20 protein-coding genes are annotated in these 26,944 nt (G+C 63.9%); 6 read left to right on the top strand and 14 right to left on the bottom strand.

Features of this window, described 5'->3' with window-relative positions:
• Positions 1-55 precede the first annotated feature (55 nt).
• Positions 56-694 carry a pseudouridine synthase gene (locus OGL92_RS13405; protein WP_263144175.1) on the top strand — a complete coding sequence of 213 codons (639 nt, stop codon included), beginning with the start codon at positions 56-58 and terminating at the stop codon, positions 692-694.
• Positions 695-723: 29 nt separating this feature from the next.
• Here the strand turns inward: OGL92_RS13405 and OGL92_RS13400 are convergent, their stop codons facing one another.
• The 3 genes from OGL92_RS13400 to OGL92_RS13390 form a co-directional block, all read right to left on the bottom strand.
• A complete protein-coding gene (locus OGL92_RS13400) occupies positions 724-1,116 on the bottom strand; it encodes a globin (protein WP_263144173.1) in 393 nt (130 codons plus the stop codon).
• Positions 1,117-1,213: 97 nt separating this feature from the next.
• A complete protein-coding gene (locus tag OGL92_RS13395) occupies positions 1,214-1,417 on the bottom strand; it encodes a DUF2788 domain-containing protein (RefSeq protein WP_263144171.1) in 204 nt (67 codons plus the stop codon).
• Between the two features lie 170 nt (positions 1,418-1,587).
• Positions 1,588-2,067: an Lrp/AsnC family transcriptional regulator gene (locus OGL92_RS13390; RefSeq protein ID WP_263144169.1), complete on the bottom strand. Its 480-nt coding sequence runs from the start codon at positions 2,065-2,067 to the stop codon at positions 1,588-1,590.
• Between the two features lie 600 nt (positions 2,068-2,667).
• Here OGL92_RS13390 and OGL92_RS13385 point away from each other — a divergent pair.
• Positions 2,668-4,077, top strand: a complete 1,410-nt coding sequence (locus OGL92_RS13385; RefSeq protein WP_263144167.1) for a PLP-dependent aminotransferase family protein — start codon at positions 2,668-2,670, stop codon at positions 4,075-4,077.
• 81 nt (positions 4,078-4,158) lie between these two features.
• Here OGL92_RS13385 and panB read toward each other — a convergent pair whose 3' ends face one another.
• The 9 genes from panB to OGL92_RS13340 all read right to left on the bottom strand — a co-directional run bounded on the left by panB (position 4,159) and on the right by OGL92_RS13340 (position 14,078).
• Positions 4,159-5,022: a 3-methyl-2-oxobutanoate hydroxymethyltransferase gene (gene panB / locus OGL92_RS13380; protein ID WP_263144165.1), complete on the bottom strand. Its 864-nt coding sequence runs from the start codon at positions 5,020-5,022 to the stop codon at positions 4,159-4,161.
• Between the two features lie 64 nt (positions 5,023-5,086).
• A complete protein-coding gene (locus OGL92_RS13375; protein WP_263144164.1) occupies positions 5,087-6,340 on the bottom strand; it encodes an ATP-grasp domain-containing protein in 1,254 nt (417 codons plus the stop codon).
• A complete protein-coding gene (locus tag OGL92_RS13370; RefSeq protein WP_263144163.1) occupies positions 6,321-7,580 on the bottom strand; it encodes a methylaspartate mutase in 1,260 nt (419 codons plus the stop codon). The genes OGL92_RS13375 and OGL92_RS13370 overlap by 20 nt, the downstream gene beginning before the upstream one ends.
• 2 nt (positions 7,581-7,582) lie before the next feature.
• The gene (locus OGL92_RS13365; RefSeq protein ID WP_263144162.1) at positions 7,583-9,085 is read right to left on the bottom strand and encodes a hypothetical protein; all 1,503 of its coding nucleotides are present in this window, start codon (positions 9,083-9,085) and stop codon (positions 7,583-7,585) included.
• Entirely contained in the window at positions 9,082-10,317 is a 1,236-nt protein-coding gene (locus OGL92_RS13360) for an ATP-grasp domain-containing protein (protein WP_263144161.1), read from the bottom strand. Before OGL92_RS13360 ends, OGL92_RS13365 begins: the two co-directional genes overlap by 4 nt.
• 41 nt (positions 10,318-10,358) lie before the next feature.
• Entirely contained in the window at positions 10,359-10,814 is a 456-nt protein-coding gene (locus tag OGL92_RS13355; protein WP_263144160.1) for a cobalamin-dependent protein, read from the bottom strand.
• Positions 10,811-12,031: an MFS transporter gene (locus OGL92_RS13350; protein ID WP_263144158.1), complete on the bottom strand. Its 1,221-nt coding sequence runs from the start codon at positions 12,029-12,031 to the stop codon at positions 10,811-10,813. Before OGL92_RS13350 ends, OGL92_RS13355 begins: the two co-directional genes overlap by 4 nt.
• Complete coding sequence (locus OGL92_RS13345) at positions 12,024-13,088, bottom strand: LLM class flavin-dependent oxidoreductase (protein ID WP_263144156.1); 1,065 nt, start codon at positions 13,086-13,088, stop codon at positions 12,024-12,026. Before OGL92_RS13345 ends, OGL92_RS13350 begins: the two co-directional genes overlap by 8 nt.
• A gap of 60 nt (positions 13,089-13,148) precedes the next feature.
• Entirely contained in the window at positions 13,149-14,078 is a 930-nt protein-coding gene (locus tag OGL92_RS13340; RefSeq protein ID WP_263144155.1) for an asparagine synthetase A, read from the bottom strand.
• Between the two features lie 254 nt (positions 14,079-14,332).
• Here OGL92_RS13340 and OGL92_RS13335 point away from each other — a divergent pair, with 254 nt between their 5' ends.
• Entirely contained in the window at positions 14,333-15,646 is a 1,314-nt protein-coding gene (locus tag OGL92_RS13335; protein ID WP_263144153.1) for an MFS transporter, read from the top strand.
• A gap of 22 nt (positions 15,647-15,668) precedes the next feature.
• On the opposite strand, the gene OGL92_RS13330 is transcribed toward OGL92_RS13335, so the two are convergent.
• Entirely contained in the window at positions 15,669-16,565 is an 897-nt protein-coding gene (locus OGL92_RS13330; RefSeq protein WP_263144151.1) for a cation diffusion facilitator family transporter, read from the bottom strand.
• Between the two features lie 22 nt (positions 16,566-16,587).
• Positions 16,588-17,004, bottom strand: a complete 417-nt coding sequence (locus tag OGL92_RS13325) for a polyribonucleotide nucleotidyltransferase (protein WP_263144149.1) — start codon at positions 17,002-17,004, stop codon at positions 16,588-16,590.
• Between the two features lie 374 nt (positions 17,005-17,378).
• Between OGL92_RS13325 and OGL92_RS13320 the strand changes: the two genes are divergently transcribed.
• The 3 genes from OGL92_RS13320 to OGL92_RS13310 are packed head-to-tail and all read left to right on the top strand — an operon-like array spanning position 17,379 to position 26,283.
• Positions 17,379-22,616, top strand: coding sequence for an IPTL-CTERM sorting domain-containing protein (locus OGL92_RS13320; RefSeq protein WP_263144147.1), 5,238 nt, complete (start codon positions 17,379-17,381; stop codon positions 22,614-22,616).
• Positions 22,616-25,819, top strand: coding sequence for a transglutaminase-like domain-containing protein (locus OGL92_RS13315; protein ID WP_263144146.1), 3,204 nt, complete (start codon positions 22,616-22,618; stop codon positions 25,817-25,819). The genes OGL92_RS13320 and OGL92_RS13315 overlap by 1 nt, the downstream gene beginning before the upstream one ends.
• The gene (locus OGL92_RS13310) at positions 25,816-26,283 is read left to right on the top strand and encodes a hypothetical protein (RefSeq protein ID WP_263144145.1); all 468 of its coding nucleotides are present in this window, start codon (positions 25,816-25,818) and stop codon (positions 26,281-26,283) included. The genes OGL92_RS13315 and OGL92_RS13310 overlap by 4 nt, the downstream gene beginning before the upstream one ends.
• Positions 26,284-26,944 lie beyond the last annotated feature (661 nt).

Genomic DNA, 26,944 nt, shown 5'->3' with positions numbered 1-26,944 from the left:
GCGCACACCCTAGCATGCCGCCTCCGGCCGTTCCGTCGCCAAGCCATTTCCAGCCATGTCACGTCCACCCCGCCCGCCCGCGCGTCCCTCCGCTCCGCGACGCGCGCCCGCCGCGTCGCGCCGCCCGGCCCAGGCCGCGCCCCGCGAACCGCGCCTGCTGGTGTTCAACAAACCCTTCGACGTGCTGACCCAGTTCAGCGGCGGCGAGGGCCGCGCCACGCTCAAGGACTTCATCGCGGTGGCCGGCGTGTATCCGGCCGGGCGCCTGGACCGCGACAGCGAGGGCCTGCTGCTGCTCACCGACGACGGGCGATTGCAGGCGCGCATCGCCGACCCCCGGCACAAGCTGGCGAAGACCTATTGGGTGCAGGTGGAGGGCGAGCCGGACGCCGAGGCCTTGCAACGGCTGCGCGACGGCGTGCTGCTGAACGACGGCCCGACCCTGCCGGCCGAGGTGCGCCGGCTGGAGGAGCCGGCGCTGTGGCCGCGCGATCCGCCGGTGCGCTTCCGCAAGAGCGTGCCCACCGCCTGGCTGGAACTGACCATTCGCGAAGGCCGCAACCGCCAGGTACGGCGCATGACCGCCGCGGTGGGCTTGCCGACCCTGCGCCTGGTGCGGGTGCGCATCGGGCCCTGGGCGCTGGAAGGGCTGGCGCCGGGCGAATGGCGGGAAGTGCCGGCCCGGCTCGACTGAAGGACGCCGCGTCGGCGGCGCCCTGGGCCTCAGTAGGACGCCTTGATCACGTTGATGCCCTTGACCAGCACCTCGCGCCAGGCGGCACGGGTGTCGCCGTCGAACTGCTTGTCGTGTTCGCCGATGGTCAGCAGCAGCGCATCCATCCACAGGTCGTAGAGCTCCGGGCGGATGTCCAGGGCGTCTCGGGCATGGCTGCAACCCAGGGCGCGCAGCTTGGTGTCGGGCATGCCGCGGGCGTACATCACCAGGTTGAGGATGCCCTGGCGCAGCAACAGCTTCTGCGCCTGCATGTCGGTGTTGAGGAATTTCTCACGGATGAGCGGCGAGCTGGCGAGGAAGTGGCGGTAGAAGCTATCGAAGAATTCGGGGCTGGCACAGCACCGTCCATAGCTTTGCATGACGCGATCGGTAGCGTTCATGGGGTGGATCTCCTGAGTGAAAATAGGCCCGCCCGCGAAACACCGCAGGGGTGTCGCGGAAAAGCACGGAGTAGAGACGCGGGTCGGCGGTGTGGCGTTACAGCCCTTCGAGGCTACCGATCACCAGCGACTTGATGACGAAGCCGAGCACCCCCAGGCCGAGGGCGAGAAACAGAATCATGGTGCCGAAACGGCCGGCGTTGGACTTCTTCGCCAGGTCCCAGACGATGAACGCCATGAACAACACCAGGCCGGCGATCAGGCCGGTCATCATCAACTCTTCGAACATCTCGGGACTCATCGTCAACCTCGTGGGACAGCACGATTCGGGCCCGGCACGGGCCACGCGGAGATGCCGTGGACGGGGCGCTTATTGTTCGAGCGCGGGGCTCTTGTAGGGGTTCCACGCGGGGGCACGGCAAGGCGGCGGCGATTATACGCGATGCGTCGCCGCGCGGTCCGCTTCGGCCTTCAGTCGTGCAGGTGGGTGAGCGGCAGCTCGGTGCTGGCGATCACCTGGTTCAGCACGAAGCTGGAGCGCACGCTGGTGACGCCCTCGATGCGGGTCAGGTGGCCGAGCAGGAACTGCTGGTAGTGCTCCATGTCCGGCACCACCACCTTCAACTGGTAATCGGCGTCGATCCCGGTCACCAGGCAGCATTCGAGCACCTCGGGGCAGGCCTGGATCACCGACTGGAAATGCTCGAAGCGGTCCGGCGTGTGCCGGTCCATGCCGATCAGCACGTAGGCGGTGAGGGTCAGGCCGAGCTTCTTTCGGTCCAGCAGGGCCACCTGGCGAAGGATGTAGCCGTCGTCTTCCAGTTGCCGCACGCGACGCGAGCAGGGCGAGGGCGACAGGCCGATGCGCTCGGCGAGTTCCTGGTTGGAAATCCGTGCGTCCTTCTGCAGTTCGGCGAGGATGCGCCGGTCATAGCGGTCGAGCTTTTCCATCTGGCGGGCTTCTTTGGCGTTGCATTGCCGGGGATTATCGATTCATAGGATAAAATTGCGCAAGCGATGCTTTGGTGGGCAATTTTAGCAATCATCGGTCGGGTCGGCGGCGGTAAGCTTGTTTCCAGTTTCATGGCCCGGACGTTGAGTCCATCCGACCCGCCCAATCAGGTGCGTCGGCGCCGGCGGTCCCACCGGGCCGCGCCAGGCCCCCGGGTCCGTACCGCCCAATCAGGTGGACGACGAAAGCGGCGACACGATCGTCAGTACCGGACGAAATTCCCGAGGGAGGTCAGCGCTGGCCTCCCTTTTTCTTTGCCCGCGAAACGACCGGAAGGCAGCGGGCGGTGCGGCCACGGCCGCGCGTGACCCGCGCCGCTCGCGCGCGGCTGTCGCCAGGGTCGTGGGCGCCCCTCCGCGCTGAAGGAAAAGAGTCGCCGCCCACTGCGCCGGTTCGCGCCAGTCGCCCCGCCAGAGCCTCCGGTCGTGGATGGGGCGAGGGGACGGCGCGCGGCCGCTCGCCTTTTCTTTTGCCGAACATCCCTGTAGAACTCCCCGAAATTCGGCAGGTAGCCATCATCGGAGAGGGGATTTCCCGGAGTGAGCAAGGGCACAACGGAAGGGGCCGCATTCGCCTACCAGGCGGTGTATCGCTATCTCGTCGAGTTGATCGAGACGGGCCGGCCGGGCAGCGAGCAGAAGTTGCCTTCTTTGCGCCAACTGGCCACCCGGCTGAATGTCTCGGTATCCACCGTGAAGTACGCCTACTCGCTGCTGGAGGACGAAGGCCGCCTCTACGCGAAACCCAAGTCCGGCTACTTCGCCGTGGCCGTCAACACCCCCGCCCTCAGCGAAGGCTCCCCCGACCTGCTCGACGATGTGTTCGCCAACGCGCGCCAGCCGGGCATGCTGGCCCTGAGCAGCGACGCGCCTTCGATGCTGCTGTCGCTGGAGAACCCGCTGCTGATGATGGAGCGGGAGCTGGCGCGGCAGTACCCGCGTCCCCAGGCGCCGCTGTACCAGCCGTTCGGCGAGAGCGAGCTGCGCGGCGTGCTGGCCGACCGCTACACCCTGTCCACCGAGCGCTACTGGCAGGCCGAAGACGTTTACATCGGCTCCGACCTGCGCAGCGTGCTGGAGCTCACCCTCGCCGCCTTCGGCCTGGCGGGCAGCGTGGCGCTGGTGGAGTCGCCCTGTTCCTGGGCCACCCTGCGCCAACTGCAGGCGGTGGGCATCCGGGTGATCGAGTTGCCCCTGGGCGACGACGGCCGGTTCGACCTGCAACGCCTGGAAGACCTGCTGCGCCGCGAGCCGATCCGCCTAGCGGTGCTGTCCTCGGCGGTGAGCGTGCCCCACGGCAGCCTGATGCCTGAGGCGGACAAGGCCCTGCTGGCCCGCTGGCTGGGCGAGCGCGGCATCTGGCTGTTCGAGAACGACAGCTACGGCGAGTTCTGCTTCACCCCGTCGCCGCCGCGCTACCGCGACCACGCCGACCCCGAGCGCCTGCTGGTGTTTTCCACCTTCGACAAGATCATCGGTTCGGAGGCGCCCTACGGCTATCTGCTGTGCCGGCGCTTCGGCAGCGCCTTCCGCCATCAATTCCTCGGCCGCGCCTTCCGCTTGCCGCCGATCCGCCAGAAAGCCATCGCCCGGCTGTTCACCTCCGGCCGCATCGACCAGCACATCGCCCTGCTGCGGGCCATGTTGCTGGAGCGCATGCAGCGCATGGGCAGCCTGTTGCAGCAGACCACCGAGGGCCAACTGCGCCTGGTGACGCCCCGCGGCGGCGCCACCTTCTGGGCCGAGGCGATACGGCCGGTGGACATGCGCCGGGTGTTCGAGCGGCTGCTGGCGCAGCGCATCGTCATCGCCCCGGGGGAAATCTTCAGCTTGGACGGCTCCTACCGGCAGCACCTGCGGCTGAGCTATACCATCGACTGGAGCAAGGACATCCGCGCCGCGCTGCAAGCCATGGCCCAGGCGCTGGCCGACGAATCGCGGGAGCCCTGAGGCGTCCCGCGACCCGCATGCGCCGCCGGGGCGGCGCGTTCGTCCGCCCCTGCGACCTCGGCAGAGGCGGGCACGCGGCGGTCAGCGCGCCTTGGCCGGGCGCTTTTCGCTGTTGACCGGCGCGGGCGAGGGCAGCCCGTAGCAATGCCGCGCCTCGGGGAAGGCGCCCTCGCGGACGTCGTCGGCATAGCGTTCCACTGCGTCGCGGATCACCGCGGCGACGTCGGCGTAGACCTTGACGAAGCGCGGCAGGTGTCCGCCGCCGAGGCCCAGCATGTCCTCGGTCACCAGCACCTGGCCATCGCAGCCCGGCGAGGCGCCGATACCGATGGTGGGCATCGGCGAGGCGGCGGTGAGGGCGCGCGCCAGGGGTTCGGCCAGCCCTTCCAGGAGCAGGCTGAAGGCCCCGGCCTCGAGGTGGGCGTGGGCGTCCTCCTGGATGGTCCGCGCCGCCGCCTCGGTCAGGCCCTGGGCCTTGAAGCCACCCATCAGGTTCAGGTACTGCGGCATCAGGCCGACGTGGGCCATCACCGGAATACCGCGCTCCACCAGGAATCGCACGGTACCCGCCAGGGCCTTGCCGCCCTCCAGCTTGACCGCGTCGCACCCGCTGCGGGCGAGCATCTGCGCGCAGTGCCGGTAGGCCAGCTCGGGGGACTCCTGGTAGCTGCCGAACGGCATGTCGGCGACCACGCAGGCGAGCCGCGTGTTGTCCACCACGGCACGGGTATGGGCGACCATCTCCTCCAGGCTCAGGTCGAGGGTGGAGGCCCGCCCATAGGCGACCATGGCCGTGGAGTCGCCGACGATGATCAGGTCGACGAAGGGGTCCATCAATTGCGCCATCGGTTTGGAGTAGGCCGTCAGCGAAACGATCTTGCGCTGGCCTTTCATGGCCACCAGTTGCGGGACAGTCAATCGTGTGTTGCGCGCATGCACGCTCATGGCTTCGCTCCTCTGCGGGACGATGGATAGCCCCGCATGTGCGGGGTTCGGAAGGACGCCGCCGTTACAGCGTGGCGGCCTCCCAGTCTCGGTAGGCGCGGTAGTCCGCGGCGATTCGGGTAGGGTCCGGATGGACCAGGAAGACCGCTCCGGGCGAGCTGTTCAGGTCCACCGTGGGAACCCCGGCGGCGCCTTCGGCGAGGCGGAAGCGCGCGCTCTGGAAACTCTCCAGGCTTTCCAGCCGGGCGCTCACCGCGGCCCGGGGGAAGGCGCCGCCGCGATGGGCGATCAGGTTCAGGCAGCGCGCCTGGCGCAGCACCCGGTAGCGACGGGGCGTCGCTTCCAGGCGCGGCGGGTCCAGGTAGCAGGCGCAGGTGAGGGCCACCTGGTCGTTGCCGGTGGCGGCCTGCAAGGCATCCGGATTGGCCAGCCCGGACAGGCGCGCGCCGGTTTCCAGCAGGCGCGGCCCGGCGGCGGTGAGGATCAGCTCGGTGTGGGCCGGCCCGTAGGCGATGCCGAGGGCGTCCAGCACCCCTTCGGCGTAGTCGAGCAGGGCCGGCAGCTCGGCGGCGTCGGCCGGCTGCAGGTCCTCGTAGTCGTAGATCTTGCGGCCGTCGGCGCTGAGCGTCTTGCGGCACTTCCAGACGTCGCTGATCCAGTGCCGGCCGGCATGGCTGACGCTGTTGATCACGTACTCGTCGCCCTCCAGGTAGTCCTGCAGCAGCACCGCCGAGTTGGCGCGCATCATCAGGTTGGTGGCGCCGAGGATGCGCTCGACGGCGGCCTTCACCTGGGCGGCGTCCTGGCAAATGAACACGTTGTCCGAGCCGGCGCTGTCCAGCGGCTTGACCACCACCCTGGCGCCCTGGCGCGCGGCGAACCAGGCGAGGGCCTCGGCGGCCGACTCGGTGCGCAGTTGCCCGGCCACCGGCAGGCCCGCCGCGGCGACCCGCTCGGCCATCAGCGCCTTGTCGCGGCGCGCGGTCGACAGCGCCGGGTCGTTGCCCAACAGCCCCAGCCCGGCGGCCAGGCGGTCGGCGAGCTCGACGCCGAATTCGCTGCCGGTCAGCACCGCCGCGGGCGCGTGGGCGGCGAGCCGCGCGATCAGCGGCTGCACGCCGCCGTCCGCCAGCGTGTAGTGGGCGGCGAACAGGTGGCGCGGGCAACTGGCGGCGAAGGCCGCCGGCATGTCGTCGCGCGAGCGCACGTGCAGCAGCGGGCGGCGCGTGGCCAGGGCCTGGGCGAGCAGCGCGCCGGTGGAGAAGGCGTCCACCAGCACCAGCGGGGCGGCGTTCGGCTCAGTGCAAGGGTTGGTCATAGCGGCTCACCGTGTAGTGCAACATCTGGAACAGTTCCGCCGAGCGGATGCCCGGGCCCTGGCTGGACAGGCCGCTGCTGCGCGGCAGCGGCAGGCCGCCGACGTTGCCCCAACGCAGCGCGCCTTCGCCGTCGATGCGGGTGGTGGCGCGGCCGGGGTTGTCGGCGTGCAGGCAGAAGGGGATGTCCAGCAGGCCTCGGGCGAAGGCGCGGGTCAGGGCCTCGCCGAGGTCGGCGTGCAGGTCGAGGACGGTGTCCACCAGCCGGCGCGCCTCGAAGAGGATCTCCTCGTAGTAGCCGGTCGCGGCGGGTTCGGCATCCCGCGCGGTTTCGCCGGCGACCCGCGCGGCCATCTCCAGCGCTTCCAGGTTGTCCGCCACCGAGGGGATCTGCCGCGACTCGGCGATGGTCTTGACGATCAGCCGCTCGCAGCCGGCCTTGCGTGCCAGCCGCGCGCTGTCGCAGATCAGCGCGCGGGCGCCGTGGAGGGTGGCGGGGAACACGCCCATGTAGGAATACACCACCACGTGCCAATGGCCGTCGCCCAGGTATTCCCCGGCCAGTTCGCGCAGGGCGCGCAGCGCGCCCAGGTCCTGGGCCATGGAGGTGCCCTGGGCGTAGCTGAGAGACACGCTGCGCACTCCGTAGCGGTGGAAGAACAACCCTTCCAGCAACGCCATGGCGATCAGCAGCGAGGGCGGGCAGAGCTGGCCCAGCAGGCAGCCGCCGAAGCTTTCGATGTGGGCGGAGGCGCTGGCGTCGGCGAACAGCCGGCAGCTCTCCGCCCAGGCCTCGACGGCGCGGGCCAGGGGCAGCCGGCTGTAAGGCATGCAATAGGACACCGGGCCGCCTTCGGTGGCGTCCAGGCCGAGTTCGGCGATGCGCTGGAACACCCGTTGGGGCTGCGCGGTGCCGTGGCGTACCTGGATCGGGAAGTCCGCGCCGTAGAGGCCATCGAGCATCCCGCGGATCGCCTCGACGGAGTGGCTGACGATCGGGAAGCCATTCAGCGGCTGGCCCTCCGCCAGGCAGCGCAGGGCGCTGGCGTAGTCGCCGACGCGGGTATAGCTGTCCAGGGTAATGGTGCCGATGGCCTTGCAGGGGAGCGCGGCCACCGCGTCCAGTCCCGCGCGCATGGCCGGCAGCGCGCCGAAGCCCATGCGCGGCTGCACCACCAACTCATCGCGTAGCCGGGCGCGCTCGATGAAGCGCTGGAAATGGCCGCCATCGCTCGTCCGCATGCCTAGCGCCCCGAGACCATTTCCACCAGGGTTTCGCCGGTGCGGGGGTCGTAGCGGGCGATGCGGCCCTTGTGCGGGTCGCCGGCGCGTACCCGGGCGATCAGCGTGGCGTCGCTGTCGAAGTCGATCCGCTCATGGGCATACAGGCTGCGCAGGGCCTCCAGCGGCAGCCCGCTGACGTCCGCCAGCCAGGCGGCGGCCGCCGGGTGGTCGTCGGCACCGGCGAGCAGGGCATGCAGGTCCGCCAGGTCGGCCAGGCGCTGCGGATGGCAGGCGGCGAGGAACGCGGACAGTTCGCGTCCGGCGTCGACGAAGGGGGCGAACTGCATGCAGGCCAGTTGCATCTCGTCCAGGCCGAAGGCCTCTTCGGCGAAGCCTGCGGCCAGGGCGCGGCGCGCCTCGATCCCGGCCGGGCTGGAGTAGGCGGCCATCGCCAGGTCGATCAGGCGCTGGGGGATTTCCTTCTTGCGCATCAGCGCCAGGGCCAGCTCCAGGTACTCGCGGATGCCCTCGTGGTAGTGCCGGCCCTGCACGTATTGCGCCTTGAGGCCGCGGAAATGCGCCATCAACATGGGGTTGGCGCAATCCGACTCGGTGAAGCTGAAGGCCAGTTCCTCGAAGCGGAAGCCGAGGAACTCGGTGAGCAGCTCCCAGTGGTCCTCGACCCGATAGCTGACCAGGTCGTAGATGCTGACGAAGTCCGGGTCGGCGACCTCGCTGCCGCAGGCGACGCGGCGTTCCGCCCGTTCGACGGCGAAGCCCTCGCCGAACAGTTCGACGAAGTAGCTCTGCGCCACGCCGTCGAGGGCTTGCAGCAGGCCGCGGAAGCCCTGGCGCCGGCAGTCCTCGACGTCCAGGCCGAGGCGTTGGGCCAGGCGCATGATCCAGGTGAAATAGTGCTTCTGCTCCTTGCGCGAATCGCCGGTGACCACCGCGTCGACTCCGCCCTGCCACCAGGCGGCGCGCCCGTAGAAGTCGGCTACCGCCAGGTTGCAGCTGTTGCAGAAGGTCGGCCGGCCATCGCCGGCGGTGCGATGGCCGTTCATCAGCACGTCGAAGCGGTTCATCGCGCGCACCGCCTCGGGGAACGGCAGGTGACGCTCGAACGGGCGGATCTCGCGATGATCCACCACCAGCATCTCCACCCGCGGGTCGTGGTACAGGGCCAGCGCGCGGTAGACCCGGTCGATGTTCGCCATCACCGCGTCGGGCACCCCGGCGTGGCGCATGTTGGCGATGCGCAGGCGGAAGGTGCGGCCGTGGCGTTCGGCCAGGTGCAGTTGCACGGCGCGCATGAAAGCGACGGTGTAGGAACTGTCCTTGCCGCCGCCGTAGGCCACCATCAGCTTGTAGTCGGCCAGGCGTTCCAGCCCGCCGGCGGCGGCCAGCAGGCGTTCGCCGAGGATCTCCAGGGCGTCCAGTTCGACCGGTTTGAAGTAGGCGCGCAGGCTGTCCAGCAGTGCGGCATCCGGCGCGCGGGCCGGCGAGGGGGCAGCGAGGTTCATAGCGGTTCGGCCCTGAAATGGAAGCTGTGCATGGCGTGGCGGATGTCCCGTTCGACGTCGGCTTCGTCGCCGACGAAGATGAAACGCCCGCTGTGCAGGGCGTCGTAGCTGCCGCCGGCCTCGAGGACCTCCCCGGGCAACGGCAGCAGTTCGCGCCACAGGGTCGGCAGGCGCCCGCGCAGGGACTGCGCTTCCAGCACCCGGCAGGGCAACCGGGCGGGTTTCGGGATCACCAGCCAGCCGCCGCTGGGGTCGCCCTGGCGTTGCGGCAGCGGCGGGTTTTCCCCGGCCAGGCGGCGCAGCCAGTGTTCGTAGAGGTTGACCCCGAACACCTTGTTCAGCAGGTGCGGCACCTCGCTGCCGCCGACCCGCGCGCCGATCTCCAGGAACACCGGCGAGCCGTCCGGGCGCAGGAAGATTTCCAGGTGGAAGGCGGTATTGCACAGCGCCAGCGCGCGCAGGCACCGCTCGCTGAAGGCCTCGATGCGCTCGCGCAGCGGCGAAGCCTGGAGCATCACCGAGCCCAGGGGTTCGGCGCGGGCGAAGTCCAGGCAACTGTTCAGGTAGCGCGACACCACCTGGAAGGGCACCTCGCCCTCGGCGTCGGTGAAACCATCGATGTGGTAGACCTGCCCCTCGATGAAGGCTTCGATTTCGTAGCGCGCCAGGTCCACTTCGCCGAGCAGGCGGGCCAGGGCCTCGGCGTCTTCCACCTTCACCACGCCGATGCTCGCCGCGCCGTCCACCGGCTTGACGATCAACGGGTAGCCCACCTCCTCGGCGAAGCGCAGCCCCTGTTCGGCGGAGGTGCAGCGGGCGAAGCGCGGCACCGGGATGCCGTGTTCCTGGAGCACTTCCTTCATCCGCGCCTTGTCGCGGTAGACCGCCACCTCCGCCGGGCCATGGCCGGGGATGTCCAGCGCCTCACGGACCCGCGCGGCGATCTCCAGGGTGAATTCCGACAGCGCGACCAGGCGATCCACCGGGCCGACCCGCTCGACGATCTCGGCCACCGCGTCGCGCAGCGACTCGAAGCGGTTGACGTCGTCGACTTGCACCCGATGGGCGATGCGGTCCGGTGCGGCGAGCACGCCGTCGGCGCCCGGGCCGTCGACCACGTAGCTGACGCGGTGGCGGTCGTGGTCGATGAAGTCTTCGTAGCGGGTCAGTTCGTTGTCCCAGCGGCGTCCGTCATGGAAGCGCGGCCAGCGATTGACGATGACGATATGCATCGAGGCGATCCTTTGCGAAGGGGGGAGGAGCGAGCGGAAGCTCAGCCCCAGGTCTGGGCGGTGGCGACGGTGAGCGCGGGGTGCGCCTGGGCCCCGCGCAGGGTGTCGAGGAAGCGGCCGAAGGCTTCGATGGCGTCGGGCCCGACGAACACCTCGGTGAAGCCCGCGGCGACCAGTTCCTGCTGCACCGCCAGGGTGCCTTCCTCGGAGGTGGTGAGCTTGCCGCCGATCACGCAGGGCAGGTCGGGGTGCAGTCGGCGTACCTGGCGGATCAGCGCCTTGCCCTGGGCGTAGCCGTGGCCGTTGACGCTGCTGATCACCAGCAGGTTCGGACGGCCGCGGTCGAGGGCGGCGAGCACGTCGTCCACCGGGGTGCAACTGCCGAGGTTCTTCACCGCGAAGCCGTGCTCCGCCAGCCAGAGCTGCAGGTAGACCAGGTTCCACATGTGCGAGTCGGATTCGACCGTCGCGATCACACACTGGGGCGTTACCGTCATTGCGGAATCTCCATAGCCGGGGAAGGACGATCCAACGCGACGCGGAAGCGTCGGGTGGTCAGGCAGAACAACAGGGCGCCGGGCACCGTGAGCAACAGCGCCAGGCTCAGCACCAGCGGCTGCACGCCGTAGCGGTGGCCGATGCTGGCGGTGAGCAGGCCGCCGAGCGGATAGGAGAGCAGGTTGACCAGGTAGAAGGGGCCCATCACCTTGCCCAGGTGATCCGGGGCGATGGCCTTGATCCGCTGGGTGCGGTTGAACACGTTGAACAGCGCGCCGCCGCCCATCGCCAGCAGGAAACTCAGCGCATACGCCAGTACGCCGCTGGCCAGCCCCATGCTGATCAGGCCCAGGCACAGCAGGCCGAAACCCAGCGCGCCGAGGCGATAGATCGACATCCAGGCGAGCAGGCGCGGGACCAGGATGAAATTCAGCAGGCCGAGGGCGCCGGCACCGGCGTTCATCAGGCCGAAGGCGCCGTCGGCGGCGCCGAACAGGCCGGTGATCATGAAGGCGTTGGCGCTGAGTACCGCGGCGAAGGCCAGGTTGATGGTGAAATTGAGCAGCGCCAGGCTCAGCACCGGCGGGTTGTCCAGCAGCAGGCGCCAGCCCAGGGCGAGGTCGTGCAGCACGCCGGCGGCCCGGCTGGTCGAGGGTGCGTTGGGCAGGCCGCGCCAGCACAGCGCGGCCGAGGCGAAGGCGAGCAGGGCGAAGCCCAGCAGCGCCAGCTTGCCGGTGTACACCGCGAGCAGGGCCGCCAGCGCCGGGCCCAGGGCCATCGCCAGCAACTCCATGTTCTGCACCAGGGACTGGCAGCGCGCCAGTTGCGCGCCGGCGATCAGCGGCACGCTCTTCTCCACCGCCATGCGCACCGGCGCCATCAGCAGCGACAGCAGCACCGCGTTGACGATCAGCGCGTAGACCGTCCATTCCGGGCGCCACAGGCTGACTCCCAGGGTCAGCGCCAGACAGGCGGCGCGGGCGGCGTTCGCCCGGCGGAACAACAGGCGCCCGCCGAAACGGTCGGCGAGCAGCCCGGCGAAGGGATAGGCGAGCAGGGCGGGCAACCACTCCAGGGCGAAGGCCACGCCGGAATAACTGACGTTGCCGCTGCTCTGGAAGATCATCAGGGGTACCGCGAACAGCACCGTCTGTTCCGCCAGCAGGGCGCACAGCAGGCCGGCGCCGAAGCGCCGCAACACCCGCGCGTCAGCCATGTTCGGCGGCTTCCAGGGCGCGCAGGCGCGGCAGCACGTGCTGGCAGAAGCGGCGCATTTCGTCGCGGGTCGGCCAGCCGGAGAAAATGAACTCGCTGACCCCGGCCTTCTTGTAGGCGAACAGGTAGTCGGCGACTTCCTGATAGTTGCCCACCACGCAGAGCGCCGGGCCGCCGCGATAGGCCACCGCGCCGGACCAGAGCATCGGCGACAGCCAGTCGTGCTCGGCCTTGTCGGCGAGGCGGAAGGAGGTCTTCACCGCCTCCGAGTCGCAGCGGCCGACGAACTGGCGCACCCACTCGCGGTGCTGTTCGTCCGGGTTCTCCATCATCGCCTCGACGTCCGCCAGCGCTTCCTCGCGGGTCTCGCGGGCGAGGATGTGCATGCGGATGCCCACCGCGCAGCCGCCTTCGAGCACCGGGGCGCTGGCGGCGGCGATGCCTTCGGGGGTGTCGCCGTAGCGCAGCCAGCAATCGCTGTGCTGCACGGCGATGCGCTGGGCGATCTCGGAGGCGCCGCTCAGGTAGATGCGCGGCCGGCCGCCGTCTTTGAACGGCAGGCCGAGTTGCGCCTGCTCGATGCGGTAATGCTCACCGTGGTGGGTCAGCGGCGTTTCGCCTTTCCAGAAGCGATGGAGGATGTCGAGGAACTCGGAGGTGCGTTCGTAGCGACCGTCATGGCCAACGAAATCGCCGTAGTAGGCCTGCTCGTCCGGCGAGATGCCGGCCACTAGATTCAGCGCGATGCGCTTGTCGGACATCCAGGAAATCGTGTTGACGATCTGGGTGAACAGCGTGGGCGGCAACAGGCCGGGGCGGTAGGCGAGGATGAAGTTGACCCGCTCGGTCTCGCGCACCAGGGCGCCGATCATCGGCAGCGGGTCGGGCATGTGGTAGCTGATGCCCATCAGCAGCGAATCGATGCCCAGGGCCTCGGCTTCCTGAGCGAAATCGACGATGCCGGCGAAGTCGAGCGCGCCGGTGTTGTACTTTTCCGATGCTTTCTGCTGGCCGCTGTCCAGCGGCGAGCACCAGTGGATGCGCAGGGGGGCTGCCATGGCGATATCTCCGGCGCGCGTCCGCCGCGCAGGTACGCGGCAGAGGCACGGGGTGGCCGATCAGAACAGGAAGGAGGTGCCGACGCTGCGGTCGAACAGGGAGACGTCGCGGATCCGGCGTTTGCCGCAGATGAACTTGAGCAGGCGCTCGATGCCCAGGCCGCCGCCGGCGCTGGCCGGCAGCAGGCCGCGGCGGGCGACTTCGAGGTAGTTGGCGAAGGGCGCCTTGTCCATCGACAGCTCGTCCATGCGGTAGAGGATCTGCTGGTACTCGAATTCCCGCTCCGCCCCCGACAGCGCCTCGCCGTAGCCCTCGGGATAGATCAGGTCGTAGTTGTTGTAGGCGCCGCGCAGGCCGGGGGTCTCACGGTCGTAGAACTCGCGGCGGTAGTTGGTCACGAAGAAGGGCGTGCGTGCCTGCGCCGACATGATCTTCTCGAAGTCGTCGCCGTGCTCGGCGCGCAGCTCGTCCGAGCTGTAGATCGGGAAGGCCTCGTCGTAGCGCGGCAGGGTGCGGCCCAATTGCTGGAGCTCGGCGGCGCAATCGCGCTCGACGGTGGCGAACACGTGCTTCACCAGGCCTTCGATCAGGGCCATGACTTCATGCATGGTGCCGTCGCGTACTTCGAAGTCGAATTGGGAGAATTCCAGCAAGTGGTTCTCCGAATCCTTGATCTCGGCTTTTTCCAGGCGAATGTTCGGAGCGACGATAAAAATCCGCTCATGGCCTTTTGCGGTCAATGCCAGTTGTTTATGGAAGATCATGCTGGCGGTGAGTTTCAGGCGCCGCTCTTCATAGTGGATTTCCGCGGGATATACCGCGTGATTCAACGGATCGGTGATGGGCGACATCAGAATCGGCATCAACTGTTTGAAGCCGCGTTGCAGAAGGTGCTGTTGCAATGCTTGCAGGACATGACCGCGGACGGTGGCGATCGCCTCGACGTCGGAATGGCGAAAATCGTCGAAACAGCCTTGAAGTTCTTCCATGATGCGCTCAACCCTGAGTTTGGAGAGGGGCCCAATTATTCGCCTTGGCAAACAAAACTCAATGTACAGATTTTCACTAAAAAGCAACCCAGATGGCTGTTCCAAGGCGTCCGGCCTACACGTCGCATTTTCCTTTGTTATTCTGCCAGGCCGCGTTTAGGAGCAACTTGCAAGTACGCGGAAAGGGTTCCATGCCGCGAATGCGTGGCGTGCGGGCGCACACTCTTCGATCCATGAGTGCTTAGGGTTCTTTTATGACTGCAAATACTCGATCGCGACCTGTCCGTCTGGCGCTGGACGATCACAAGACCCTGGGGCTGGCGGCGCTGGGCGGCGCACTGGAAATCTACGATTTCATCATCTTCGTGTTCTTCGCCCTGACCCTGAGCAAGTTGTTCTTCCCACCGGAAATGCCGGAATGGCTGCGCCTGTTGCAGAGCTTCGGCATCTTCGTCACCGGTTACCTCGCCCGTCCCCTGGGCGGCATCTTCATGGCGCACTTCGCCGATCGCCTTGGACGCAAGCGGGTGTTCAGCCTGAGCATCCTGCTGATGGCGCTGCCCTGCCTACTGATCGGCCTGATGCCTACCTACGCGCAGATCGGCTACCTGGCGCCGCTGGCGCTGCTGGCCATGCGTATCCTGCAAGGCGCGGCGGTGGGTGGCGAGGTGCCCAGCGCCTGGGTGTTCGTCGCCGAGCACGCGCCGGCCGGTCACCGCGGCTACGCCCTGGGCGTCCTGCAGGCCGGGCTGACCTTCGGCTACCTGCTGGGCGCGCTCACCGCGACCCTGCTGTCGCGCCTGTTCAGCCCGGCGGAAATCCTCGACTATGCCTGGCGCATCCCCTTCCTGCTGGGCGGTGTGTTCGGGGTGGTCGGTGTCTGGTTGCGCCGCTGGCTGAACGAAACCCCGGTATTCATCGCCCTGCGCGACCGTCGCGAAGCGGTCGCCGAATTCCCCCTGCGGGCGGTGCTCCGCGCCCATCGTCACCGTCTGTTGCCGGCGGCCTTGCTCACCTGCGTGCTGACCTCGGCGGTGGTGGTGCTGGTGGTGGTGACGCCCACGGTGATGCAGCAGCGCTTCGGCCTGCCGGCCGAGCGCGCCTTCCGCCTCAGTGCCCTGGGCATCGTCTTCCTGAACATCGGCTGCGTGATCGCCGGGCATATCGCCGACCGCATCGGCGCCTGGCGCGCGGTGGCGCTCTACAGCCTGTTGCTGGCGCCGGGCGTGGCCGTGCTCTACGCCAGCCTGATCGCCGAATCGGCCTGGCTCGGGATCGCCTATGCGGTCGCCGGCCTGGCCTGTGGCGTGGTCGGGGTGGTGCCCTCGGTGATGGTCGGCCTGTTCCCGGCGGAGATGCGCGTTTCGGGGATTTCCTTCACCTACAACATCGCCTACGCGCTCTGGGCGAGCACCACGCCGCTGGCGCTGATCGCCCTGATGCCCTGGAGCCCTTGGGTCTGCGTGGGCTATTGCGTGGTGATGGGGGCGGTGGGCCTGCTCACCGCCCTGGTCTACGGTCGCCAGGGCGCGGCGGCCACCGACGCGCCCCTGGTGTCGCTGCACTGAAGGCGCCGCGGGCGGGCCGCGCTCAGCCCCGGAGCTCCGGGCGCACCGCCCCGTGCGGATCGGCGTGTACCAGGACTTCCGCGCGCGGGTAAGCGGCGCGGATCGCCGCGGCGGCGCGTTCGCCGAGGGCGTGGGCCTGCAACAGCGGCATCTCGTCCGGCAGTTCCAGGTGGAGCTGGACGAACCAGTGGCTACCGGACATCCGCGTGCGCAGGTCGTGGGCGCCGAGCACGCCGGGCACCTGGCGGGCCAGGGCGAGCATGGCGTCGCTGACGTCGGTGGGCAGTTCCTGGTCCATCAGCACCGAGAACGACTCGCGGGTGATCGACAGGGCGCTGTAGAGGATGTAGCCGGCGATGCCCAGGCCGAACAAGGCATCGGTGTGCGGCCAGCCGAAACCGGCCAGCGACAGCGCGAGCAGGATGCCGGCGTTGAGCAGCAGGTCGGAGCGATAGTGCAGCGAGTCGGCGCGTACCGCAGTGGAGCCGGTCGCCCGCACTACGTGGCGCTGGAACAGCAACAGCGCGCCGGTCGCCAGCAACGACAGCAGGATCACCGCGATACCCGCGCCGGCCGCCACCAGCGGCTGCGGATGCAGCAGGCGATCCACCGCCTGCATGGCGATCAACACCGCACTCACCCCGATGAACAGTGCCTGGCCCAGGCCGGCCATGGCCTCGGCCTTGCCGTGGCCATAGCGGTGGTCGCGGTCCGCCGGGCGCAGGGAGTAATGCACGGCCAGCAGGTTGAGCAGGGAGGCGGCGCCATCCAGCAGCGAATCGGTGAGCCCGGCCAGCAGGCTCACCGAGCCGCTCATCCACCAGGCGATGCCCTTCGCCAGCGCCAGGCCCAGCGCCACCGCCAGCGCGGCGCGGGTGGCCAGGCGCATCAGCCGGCCGGGATCGCTGGTCAGGCTCATGCCGCGCCGCCCCGGGCGGGCATCAGGCCGCCGGGCGCAGGCCGTAGGCGGCCAGTTGCTGCGAGCTGCCGGTGTGCTGGATCAGGCGTGGGTCGTCCAGCGGCAGGCTGTGGCCGGTTTCCTGCTGGATGATCGCCTTGAGCTTGGCGTTGTCCACCCGGCCATCGGCGCCGATGGCGTCGTGCAGGGTTTCCGGGGCCATCGAATACTTGCCGTCGGGCAGGTAGATGGCGCCGGTGGTGAAGTCGACGGCGAAGGCGATCAGGCCGGGCAGCACGTAGAACAGCAGGCCGATGGCATCCAGGCCGCCGACCAGCGGATCGATCCGGCCTTCGATCTGCCCGCGCCGATCGGGGAAGAACAGCGAGCCGCAAGCGGCGAGTTGGGTGAGCAGGGCAACGGCGAGGACGCCGCCGACGACGCGGTTAGCTGTGCGCATTGAGCACCTCCTGGGAAAATGGGCGCCACTATAACAGTGGCCCTGGGACAGTTCTTCGCTGCTACTCAGACTGCCACCGGGTCCGCGGGGTTCGCCGCGCGTGAGCGCCCTGTGCCCGGGTGTCATCCCGGGCCTCGTAATCCGCAGCGTCTAGGTTGGGGAGCCGTCAAGGTGCGATGCTTTTGCTGGCCCATGGCTATCTGGGCGGAATTATCCAACGGAAGGTAGGGCGAATGGGCGCTTGGGATGGATAGTCCTATGTTTAGTTCCTTTTACCCAAAAAAGCGGCTTTTTAGTCAAGACATGCACTGGTTCCCGGTCGCGTTTGAATAAACGTGTATAAGGCGCGTACTTTTATGCGCCGGACATCAGGGATGACCAAAAAGTTCCGTTTCATTCTTCATTTTCTTTATTCATTCAATATTGTGGGATTTTGTTCAGCCGTAATGGCTCTTCAAGCGCCGATGCGCAGGTTTTCTCCTGGTGCCTTGTACTGTGGCCTGATGCTGATAGTGTCGACGTCTTGGTCCATCTCGTCGTCCGCTCAAACCTTAAAGGTCGCCACCGATAAGGGATTGTCCTGGATACGGGGCCAGGTACAGGCGGATGGCACCATAGCCAATGAGGCGCAATCGCGGGCGCTGCCTCCCCAGCTCTATGGCGAAACACTCGCTACCCTTAATTCTCTCGGTGCGGCGTTGCCTGCCTCCCTGCAAACCCGTCTAGAGGCATCCTCCGGGTCATACACCGAATTGCTGGCACGTAGAGCTTTGGCTCGGCAGGATGCGCAGCTGGATGACGGTCTGGTGTTGGCTGCTCTATTGACATTGCAAAACGTCGACGGTGGTTTTGGCGCTGCCGCCGGTTATGCCAGCAACGTGTTGGACACCGCTTGGGCACTCAAGGGGTTGGCTGCCTCCAGGCAAAACGATAGTGATCCAGCGAAAAAAGCTCGTACCTGGCTAATGGCTGCCCAAAGCCCCGACGGGCGTTGGTCATTGGCGACCGATAGCGATGATCTGCTGGCCACCGCTATTGCCACCGATGCGCTATGGCGTCATCGCCAGGTGGGCCAAGTGCAGGCTCCGTTGGAGAAGGCGCGGCAATGGCTGCTTGCCCAACGCAACTCCAGCGGCACGTGGTCCGGTACCGAGCGGAGCGCACAGGCCCTTTTGGCGATATTGCCCAGCTTGTCCGATGTGAGCAGCGTTCAGCCCGCGATCAGTGGTCTGCTGTCGGATCAATCCGCCAACGGGAGCTGGGCCAGCGATGCGTACTTGACTGCCTTGGCCTTGCGAGTGCTCGGCCAAGCCAGTCAGCCCTCGCCCAATCCAGACTTGTCTAGCCTGGCCGGACGTATCATCGATGCCACTTCAGGCTTGCCCGTGACAGGCGCGCGTATCGTTCTTCAACGCGCTCAGCGTCAAGTCTTGAGTGATGGGCATGGGAGCTTTGAATTCGCCCATCTACAACCCGGTGCCGAGGACGTACAGATCGTTGCAACGGGTTACCGCGCGCTCAATTCCAACCTGAATATCCAGAGGGGACAGCACCTTGCGCTGGGTGACCTGCGCTTGATTTCAGGGGGCGGCAACGATGTGGTGCTCTCGGGAAGTGCGCGTTACACCGACAGCAGCGGCAATTCTTATCCTGCCAGCAGTGCCTTGATCAAAGTTGGCGCCTTGGAGACTCGCACTGATGCCAGCGGCTTCTACCGCTTGGCAGGTATTCCCGCTGGCCCCGTCTATGTTCAGGCCAGTTACTCCAGTTATCCCTTAGTTGCGGCGCAGCTGAGTGCGCCCGCGGGACAAGCAGTGGCGTTCGATCCGCTGTTCAAGGCGACTCCGCCCATCCGGGGCAGTCGTGTCACGGTGACAGTGACCGAGGCCATGAATGGCGCGCCACTGGCGTCCACCAACGTCAAGCTCAATGCTTATTCGACTTACACCAACGCCCAAGGGCAAGTCATCTACACCACCGGCTTGGCGCTGGGGAAAAATACCCTGGAAGTCGAGAGATCGGGTTATGAGCGTGTGCTGATCTCCTTCGAGGCCTACGAGAACCAAGACATCGCTATACCGGTGGTCCTCAAGGCGGTCAAGGGCAACCAGACCGTTTTACGTGGCAAAGTCATTGATCAGGCGACCCAAATGCCGCTGGCCGCAGTAGCGGTCAATGTTCTCGCCGCTGGCCTGTCGACCCAGACCGATGCCCGCGGTGAATACGAGTTGGCCAGTAGCGCCCTGGCCGGCAGCCGGAGTGTGTCGTTTGAAAAGGGCGGCTTCGAGACATTCACGACTACGATCACCATCGGCGCCAACCTGACCAACCTGTTCGAAGTGCGGCTCAAAGCCAAGAGTGCGCTACAGCCTAATGCCAGCCTCGCGGTAAATGTATTGGACCGAGCGACCAACAAGCCGATCGTGGGCGCTGAGGTGGTGTTGAGCGGCAGCAATCAGCAGATCGTGAGAACAGATGCGGGCGGCGCGGTCTCCGTCGATGCACTCAACCTGGGCGAAACGCGGGTACAGATCAATGCACCTGGCTACGAATCGGTGTTCGCCGCATTCGACGTCAAGCCCGGCCAGCCTTACCAGTTGCCCGTAGAGTTGCTGGCTGAACAGAACGCCCAGCCCGGCGTGTACGGGTACGTCATCGATGCGGTCAGTCGCCAACCGCTGGCCGGTGTCCCCGTGACCCTCAGCGGCGCTCATGGGGCGTCTATGGTGACTGATGCCAAAGGCCGCTATGCCTTCGCCGACGTCACCCAAGGCGCCATGGCGCTGAATATCCAGCACCCTGGTTACCAGCGCTTCGACTACGCGTTCACCTTGACCGGTACCTTTGAGGTCAACGCGGCGCTTACCCCGGACTGGCAGGATGCAACCGCACAATGGGAGGTATTCGGCAATCTGGTAGACGCCGATTCCCTAGAGCCGATTGCCGGTGCCGATCTGTTGCTCGAGGAGGTCATTCCTGGTTCGGCCGTGGTGGCCCAGCAGAATGCCGCCAGCCTGCAAAAGGGCGACTTCCTCTTCGAGCACTTGACCGAAAAAGATGCGCGCCTGCTGATTCGCATGACCGGTTACGACACGACCCTACTGCCCTTCGTGCGGGAGAAAGGGCTGTCGCAGAACCTCGGTACCGTCAAGCTGAAGAAGAGCTACAACGCGGCCTTGCCGGACCTAATGCTCGCCAATCCCGACCGTTCTAGTCTGGTGATGGATCCCGACACCTTCATCGCCAACGGCCGGCTCTCCGTGCAGGTGCGCAACAACAGTAATTATGATGCCGCTGGTTTCAACGTGACGGCCTTCATAGATACTAACGGCAACCAGTTATGGGACGAGGGCGTCGATCAGGCCTTGTCCGTCAGGCGTGTCGATGGCTTGTTGCAGCAGCAAGAACAAGCCCTGGACTTCGATCTCGTACAGGCACGCCTGCCGTTCCGCGATGCGCCTATCTACCTGACGATCGACAGTGGTCTGGAAGTCATCGAGAACATTGAGGGCAACAATACCCTGCGCGTCTCGGTGTCGTGCAGTGGAGGCGGTGGTGGGGTACAGGACGTAGCGGTGTGCATCGACACCTCCGGCAGTGTTGCTCACCTATACGACCTTGAAATGGACGGTGTGATCAAGGCGGTGGAAAATCCCAATATCATTCCTCATGACGGCTCGGTGCGTTTCACCTTGGGCACCGACTGGGAAATGTACTACGGCGGCAACGACCGGCAGTTCACCCCCCTGCACCAGGCACAAGTGGTCGAACCGGCAACGCTGCCTGGCTTGATCAGCGACCTCAAAACCAAACGCAATTCGGGTGGCTACAGCTCGGGGCCCAAGTGCGCCCTGAAACTGTCCGAGTACCTCAATCGACTCGGTACCCAGGGCACCAGCAAGACCCTGATTCTGGTAGGCGACGGCTATTGGGAAGGTATCGCCGCGACGCAGGCTCAGCTGCCGTTGACGGTGGCCAACGGCGTCGATCGTATCGACGTGATCGGCGTTGGCAGTGTCTCCCTGCCGGAACTGGAAGAGAATGCCTGGCCCAAACCGGTCAACGGCCGGCTCGGTGGCAAGGTTACGGTTGCCAATACCTCGGGTGAGGTAGCTGCGGCCATGGCCCGCGCCCTGGGTGATTCGGTGCAGTCGATCGACCTGACCCTGGGCAACTTGCAATTGCTCGACCAGGGTGCTGGCCAACCGGTGCGCTTGAGCGTACGGGTCGGCAACGCGGGCAGCCTGTCCACCGACACCCAGGTCCGCTTCTACCAAGGGGGCCAACTGCTGGGTGAGGTGCCTGTGCCAGCCTTGAGAACCGGTGAATACCGTGACCTGAGCCTGGCTTCGGTGAAACTGGTCGGCGATGAACCGGTCCGTGCGGTACTCGATGAAACGCGTATCAACGCCGAGTGCAATCGTGCCAACAACAGTCAGTCCATCTCGCCCGCCGCGGCGAATCGATTGGCTAGCCTCAGCCTGCTGAGCGACCAGGCGGCTTACCTGCCCCAAACGGCAATCCGTTTCGAGTCCATTGCGCGCAACCTGGGTCAGTACCCCGCGAACCTGCGGCTGCATCTGTCGGTTGTCGACGCCCAGAATCAGGAAGTGACGAGTTTCCCCCTGCGCGATCTTGGGTCCCTGGGTTCCAACTTGAGTAGCAGCCAGTACCAGGCCTGGAATAGCGGGCAGGTGACTGCAGGCAACTATCGGGTGGTGGGACGTTTGCTCGATCAGACTGAGCAACGGGTGGCCGAGGCCCACGCTGACTTCAGCATCTTGGCCGTGGCGCCGGGGCAACCAGCGGCAGCGCTAAGATTGTCGACCGATCGAGCCGAGTACCTCGCGGACGACCGGGTCCAGCTGGAAAGCTTGACGCGCAATTTGGCCAGCAATCGTGCCATCAGCCGTGCCCAGCTGATACTTGATGTGCATGATCCAGACAACAATCGAGTGTTCAGTCACACCGAAGCTTTGACTGAGATCGCTTCTGGCGGGCTCCTACCATTCGACATTCCGCAGCGATTGAGTAATGCCTCCTTAGGCGGTTATCGCGTGGAGGCGGTGTTGGTGGATGAGAGCAATCGGGTACTGGCCCAAGCGAGCGCGTTGTACCACGTCGTTCGTCAGCGAGGCCCATTGCAAAATGCGCTGTCAGGCTCTGTCGATCTGGCGCATACGACCGTTCAGCCCGGTGATCCGCAGCACCGCATCGACCAATTGCGTAATGACGGCAGCATGAGCTTGTCGAGCCTGCGGGTGGCGCGAGTGCTGGTGCGCGACAGCGACAGCCAGGAAATCAGCCGGGTGGAAGAGACCTTGAATATCGCCGCTGGGGCGCAAAAGCAATGGCCGGCGCTGGGGATTGCCACAACATCATTGAAGGCCGATACCTATATTGCTGCCTTGCTGGTGGAAGAGGCCGGCAGTTGGCGCGCATTGAGCGTGCAGACCTTCTTGGTGCAAGGGACGCCGTCGGGCGCTCCCGCATCGATCCCGACACTGGGTGAGTGGGCCCTGGCCGCATTGGCACTGCTGATGGTGACGATCGGCTTCTGGGCGCAACGCCGTAATTCCACTATCTCTGACGATTTCAAGGGCGCACGCTGATGAAACGGACATTCTTGAGTGCCCTGGTGGGCGGGGTATTTCATGCCCAGGGTTGGTTCAGTCGTGAGTCCGTATCAACGCAGCCGATGCTGCCTCGCGCTCGTTCCAAGGCTGCGGCTGGACGTGCCTACAGTCCGTTTTTGCGGAAAGTGTCCGCTTTGCTGGTACTCAGCATCGCCAATATGACCTGCTTGCCCTTGGCCCAGGCGCTGGAGTATCAGCGTAACCAAGAAGTTGCCGTGAGCCCGGACGCTGGCGAGCGTTACGGGGCTTTTCTTTCCCAACTCAAGGATCGGCTGTCGGCAGGTGGCAACCCTTCTGTTCGCCAACTGGGGTCGCAAAAACATGAAGGGCCTGGCGATGTGGAAAGCCTGGACCGATTGCAGCAGGACATGGAGGCCGAATGGAAGCAACTCAAGGCAACGTGGCGCGAAGCTGGGGTGGCGTCCGCTGTATTCGATGAGCAGGAGCGGCTGGAAGTCCGTTTCCGTGAGCAGCATCGAGCACTTCGCGATCGCCTGAAGGCAGCGAATACCGCGTCTGGAAAAGCGGAGTTGAAGCGCTTCGCCCAAGAACAAATCGCTGAGCCGACACATCTTCCTGTCGACCTGAACAACCTTCCATGGCAAGTCGAACAAAACCGGGTGAGGGCTCCCTTGACCGACGCAGCAGCGTTGAATCGATTGTTGACCGAGGCTAATGGACGAGCGGACGTCCAAAAAGCGACTGCTGAGAACTCAATCAACACCGTGCCAATGCCGATGGCAAAAAATGCCATTCCTGGAGAATTGGCGCAGACTCTGGACGCGCCCCACACCGAAGCGATCAAGGCTCTGGCCGTGCAGTTGGGTAAGAATCCACATACGATCTACCAGTGGGTGCACGATAATATTCGCTTCTTCCCTAGTTACGGCAGCGTCCAGGGTGCCCAGGATACTCTTGATAAAAAGAGTGGTAATGCCTTTGACCAAGCCAGCCTGTTGATTGCCTTGCTCCGGAGCGCAGGTGTGCCTGCGCGTTACGTCTATGGCACGGTGGATATCCCCGCGGAGCAAGTGATGAACTGGGTCGGTGGGGTTAAAAACGCTGAAGCGGCTCAACAAATACTGGGGCAGGGGGGGATTCCGAATATCGGCGTGACCTCGGGCGGGAGGATCGCACTGATCCGTATGGAACATGTGTGGGTCGAGGCCTACGTGCAATACCAGCCTCACCGCGGGGCCAAGCATATTGGCGGACAAAACCAGGGAGATACCTGGGTACCTATGGACGCCAGTTTTAAACAATACGATTTTGTACCAGGCGTCGACTTGGACAAGGCCATTACTTTCGACGGTAATTCGTTTGCCCAAGTCGTCCGGAACGGTGCGGTGGTGAATGAGCAAGAGGGCTGGGTCCAGAACCTTGACTATCCGGCCATCAAAGCTGAGTTGAAAGCCTATCAGCGTCAGCTGGAGAGCCACCTGGAATCTCAAAACAATAATAAGTCTCTTGTAGTCAATGCGTTGGGTCAGAAAAACACTCGTGTTAGTACGCTTCCTTTCATTGCGGGCTCCCTGCCCTATAGCGTAAAGGTGACGGCTGAACGATATACGGAAATCCCAGAAAACTTTCGGCATAAATTTCGTTATCAAATTTTCGAAAGTGACCGCGAGCGCGCGATGGACGGCGCTCCCGTTCTGGATTTTCAAATGCCTACGGTAATGCTTGCTGGTAAGAAAGCCACCATAGCCTGGGTTGCTGCGGATGAGGCCAATGAGCAAGCTATTGAGGCATTATTACCTGTTGGCAAGAGCGGTCAATCACTTAAAGTCGAGGACATACCTAGCGGCTTGCCGGCTAGTATTTTGCTCAAGGCGCAATTACGTATTGAGGGAGAAGTCAAAGCGGAGAGCCCGGCCATGCGTACAGGGGCGGAGCCGGTCGGAGCCGGAGGCTTTACTCGATACTCTAACCTTGGTCAGTGGGATGAAACTACTGACCAATTGGTTGTCGGCCAACAGTCAGCTCTCGGTCTCTCGATCCAGGGTATCTCCGCAGCTCAACTGGAAAATTTGAACCGGCGTATAAAAAATACAAAGTCAAAGCTTGAATCCGCTCTGGGCGGCCCGGAGCTATGGAAAGAGATTGGTGGTGAGCAATTAACAGGTGACGCATTGACCGCTACGCTCTGGGGATATTTCGCTGCTGTTGAAGCTAATGGTGAAGTATCACGCGAAGCGGCTGGAATGATCGACTTGCCTGGCATGAGTTTTGGTCTGTTTCATGCCCAAGCGCAACCCAATAAGCTATGGGGTACAATCATCAATGGCGTGAAGTTCAAAGGGCTGAATATGGATATCGGCCATCTGCGCTCAATCCGCTGGAGCAAAGACAACAATCGGAATACCTGGATTCTCTATAACCGCATCCGTGGGCAAGTCGCGAGCTCTTTTGAACATAGCACACCCGAGCAATTCTGGATCGACCGTAGCAAATGTCGTTACAGTGACATGGAAAATCAGGTTCAGAATCCTGCACTGGCTCCATGTGTGGAGGGGGTTAGTGCGGTCAAAGCATTAGCCATCGCTGTGCAGGAAGGTCAGAAAATTTATACTTTGACCTCTCGAAACGCTCATGCAACATTATCTAAATTGAATATCAGTAGCTCTGTAGCTGCAGAAATTCGCGCCGCCATCGATGCCGATAAGGAAGTCACCATCCATGAACGCGCTATCACCGCGCATGGCTGGAATGGCTTTGGCTATTTGATCATTGACCCTGAAACGGGTACTGGGGCTTATCTTATAGAAGGAAAGGGGAATGGGGGGCAGCTAGAGGTGATTAATGGCGGGTTAGCTGGGCTAGTTGACGCGTTGACGCAAAAGTTAAGGAATCCTAACTCAGTTAACGGCCCGTTGGATGAATTGCAGCGATCCTACTGGATAAAACACATCGCTTTTGTTGCTAGTGCTGCAGTCTTTTTGGTGGGTGTCATAAATATTCTAAACGACGATTCGCTATCGCCAATGCAAAAAGCTAAGCAAATAGCGGCGTCTTTGACGATAACTTTTGTGGCGATGGAAGCTGCAGCGTATCTAGGCGCGCTTTTTATGAATCCTGCAGGTATAGTAGTGGGTGCGGCACTTGCTGTCATGGTTGGTGTTTTGCTTGCGATGTTCTTGGCTTATTTGAATCGAGAGATTGCAGAGGGTAATATATGAAGAAACGTCAGCAAGCACGCTTGATAAACATTGCGCTCGCAGGATTGCTCCTGTCTCCTATGATATTTTCACTAATTTACAGAAAGCCTATAGGAGATTGGTTGATTTCATTTTATCTTCTTTCATTTCCCTTCCTTTACTGGGTGCAGAGAGAAAATCCGGATAATGATAAAGTTTCTGTATATGGTCGCGCATTTATATTGGCATTAATTGCTTTGGGCTTTTTAAGCGGCTGGTTTTTTTTGGAAATTTTCTTAGCAAAAGTGGGGGCGGTCAAATTAAAAGTGTTTCCCTATGGTTTAGTTGTTGCGGTTGGTATGGCGGTGGCAATGGGGGTTTTGGAAAAGTTGTTCATACGGCGTTTTTTTAAAAGGCTTGAGCTGGTTCTTATATTGAACCGTGAAATGTTTCCATTTTTTTCGCTAGGATTCGCGGTGGCTTTCTTTGTTAAGGTGGTTGATTAATATAAGTTTTATTTTTTGCAGGTTTTTGCTAGCGTTTTGTAGGTTTGGCTCTGCTTGGACTACTCGTAAAGCAAGCTGGCCTCGGCGGATGATTAATATTTGATACGCATGGAGCTAGAAAGCTTCGATTTTGTACGGGCGCTTATCGGCACAAAGGGCACGGCAATAGAGGAGGTTATCTGGATGGATGCATATCGAATGGTACCAAATTTTAGTTTGGCCTTATCGCTGTCCTAGCTACTGATTCTGGAGCGACAAGCTTTAGGGAGTGGCTGCCCAACTGCTGGGACATTAAGCGCTCTTTAGAGTCGGTGGCATTTTCTTGTTAGTTTTTTTGGGCTGGCGGTGCGGCTTTAGGCGCCTGGATTTCTTTCTTGGGTGGTGGTGCCGTTAGTGGTTCGGTTAGAGCTTGTGCGAGATAGCTATATGGATGAAGTTCTAGCGTTATCAGTTCTTGTGGCCTTGTTTTCGGCCACTTTAGGGATGGCTATTGAGGGCGCCCTATAATGTGCTGACCATCGTCTGGCTGATGGCGGTTTTCGGTGGGGTGATGCTAATTTATCCTTTCAGAGGCTAGAATTAAATTTGCTCGCTTCTATATTGGTAATTACCTTAAGGCCTATTGCTGTCTTCTATGGGTGTGGAAGTTCTGTAGCTGAGC

Source organism: Pseudomonas sp. RIT-PI-AD (assembly GCF_025642785.1).
GTDB lineage: Bacteria > Pseudomonadota > Gammaproteobacteria > Pseudomonadales > Pseudomonadaceae > Pseudomonas_T.
The sequence above is the reverse complement of the archived record's forward strand: the minus strand, read 5'-3'. Positions and strand labels throughout refer to the sequence as shown.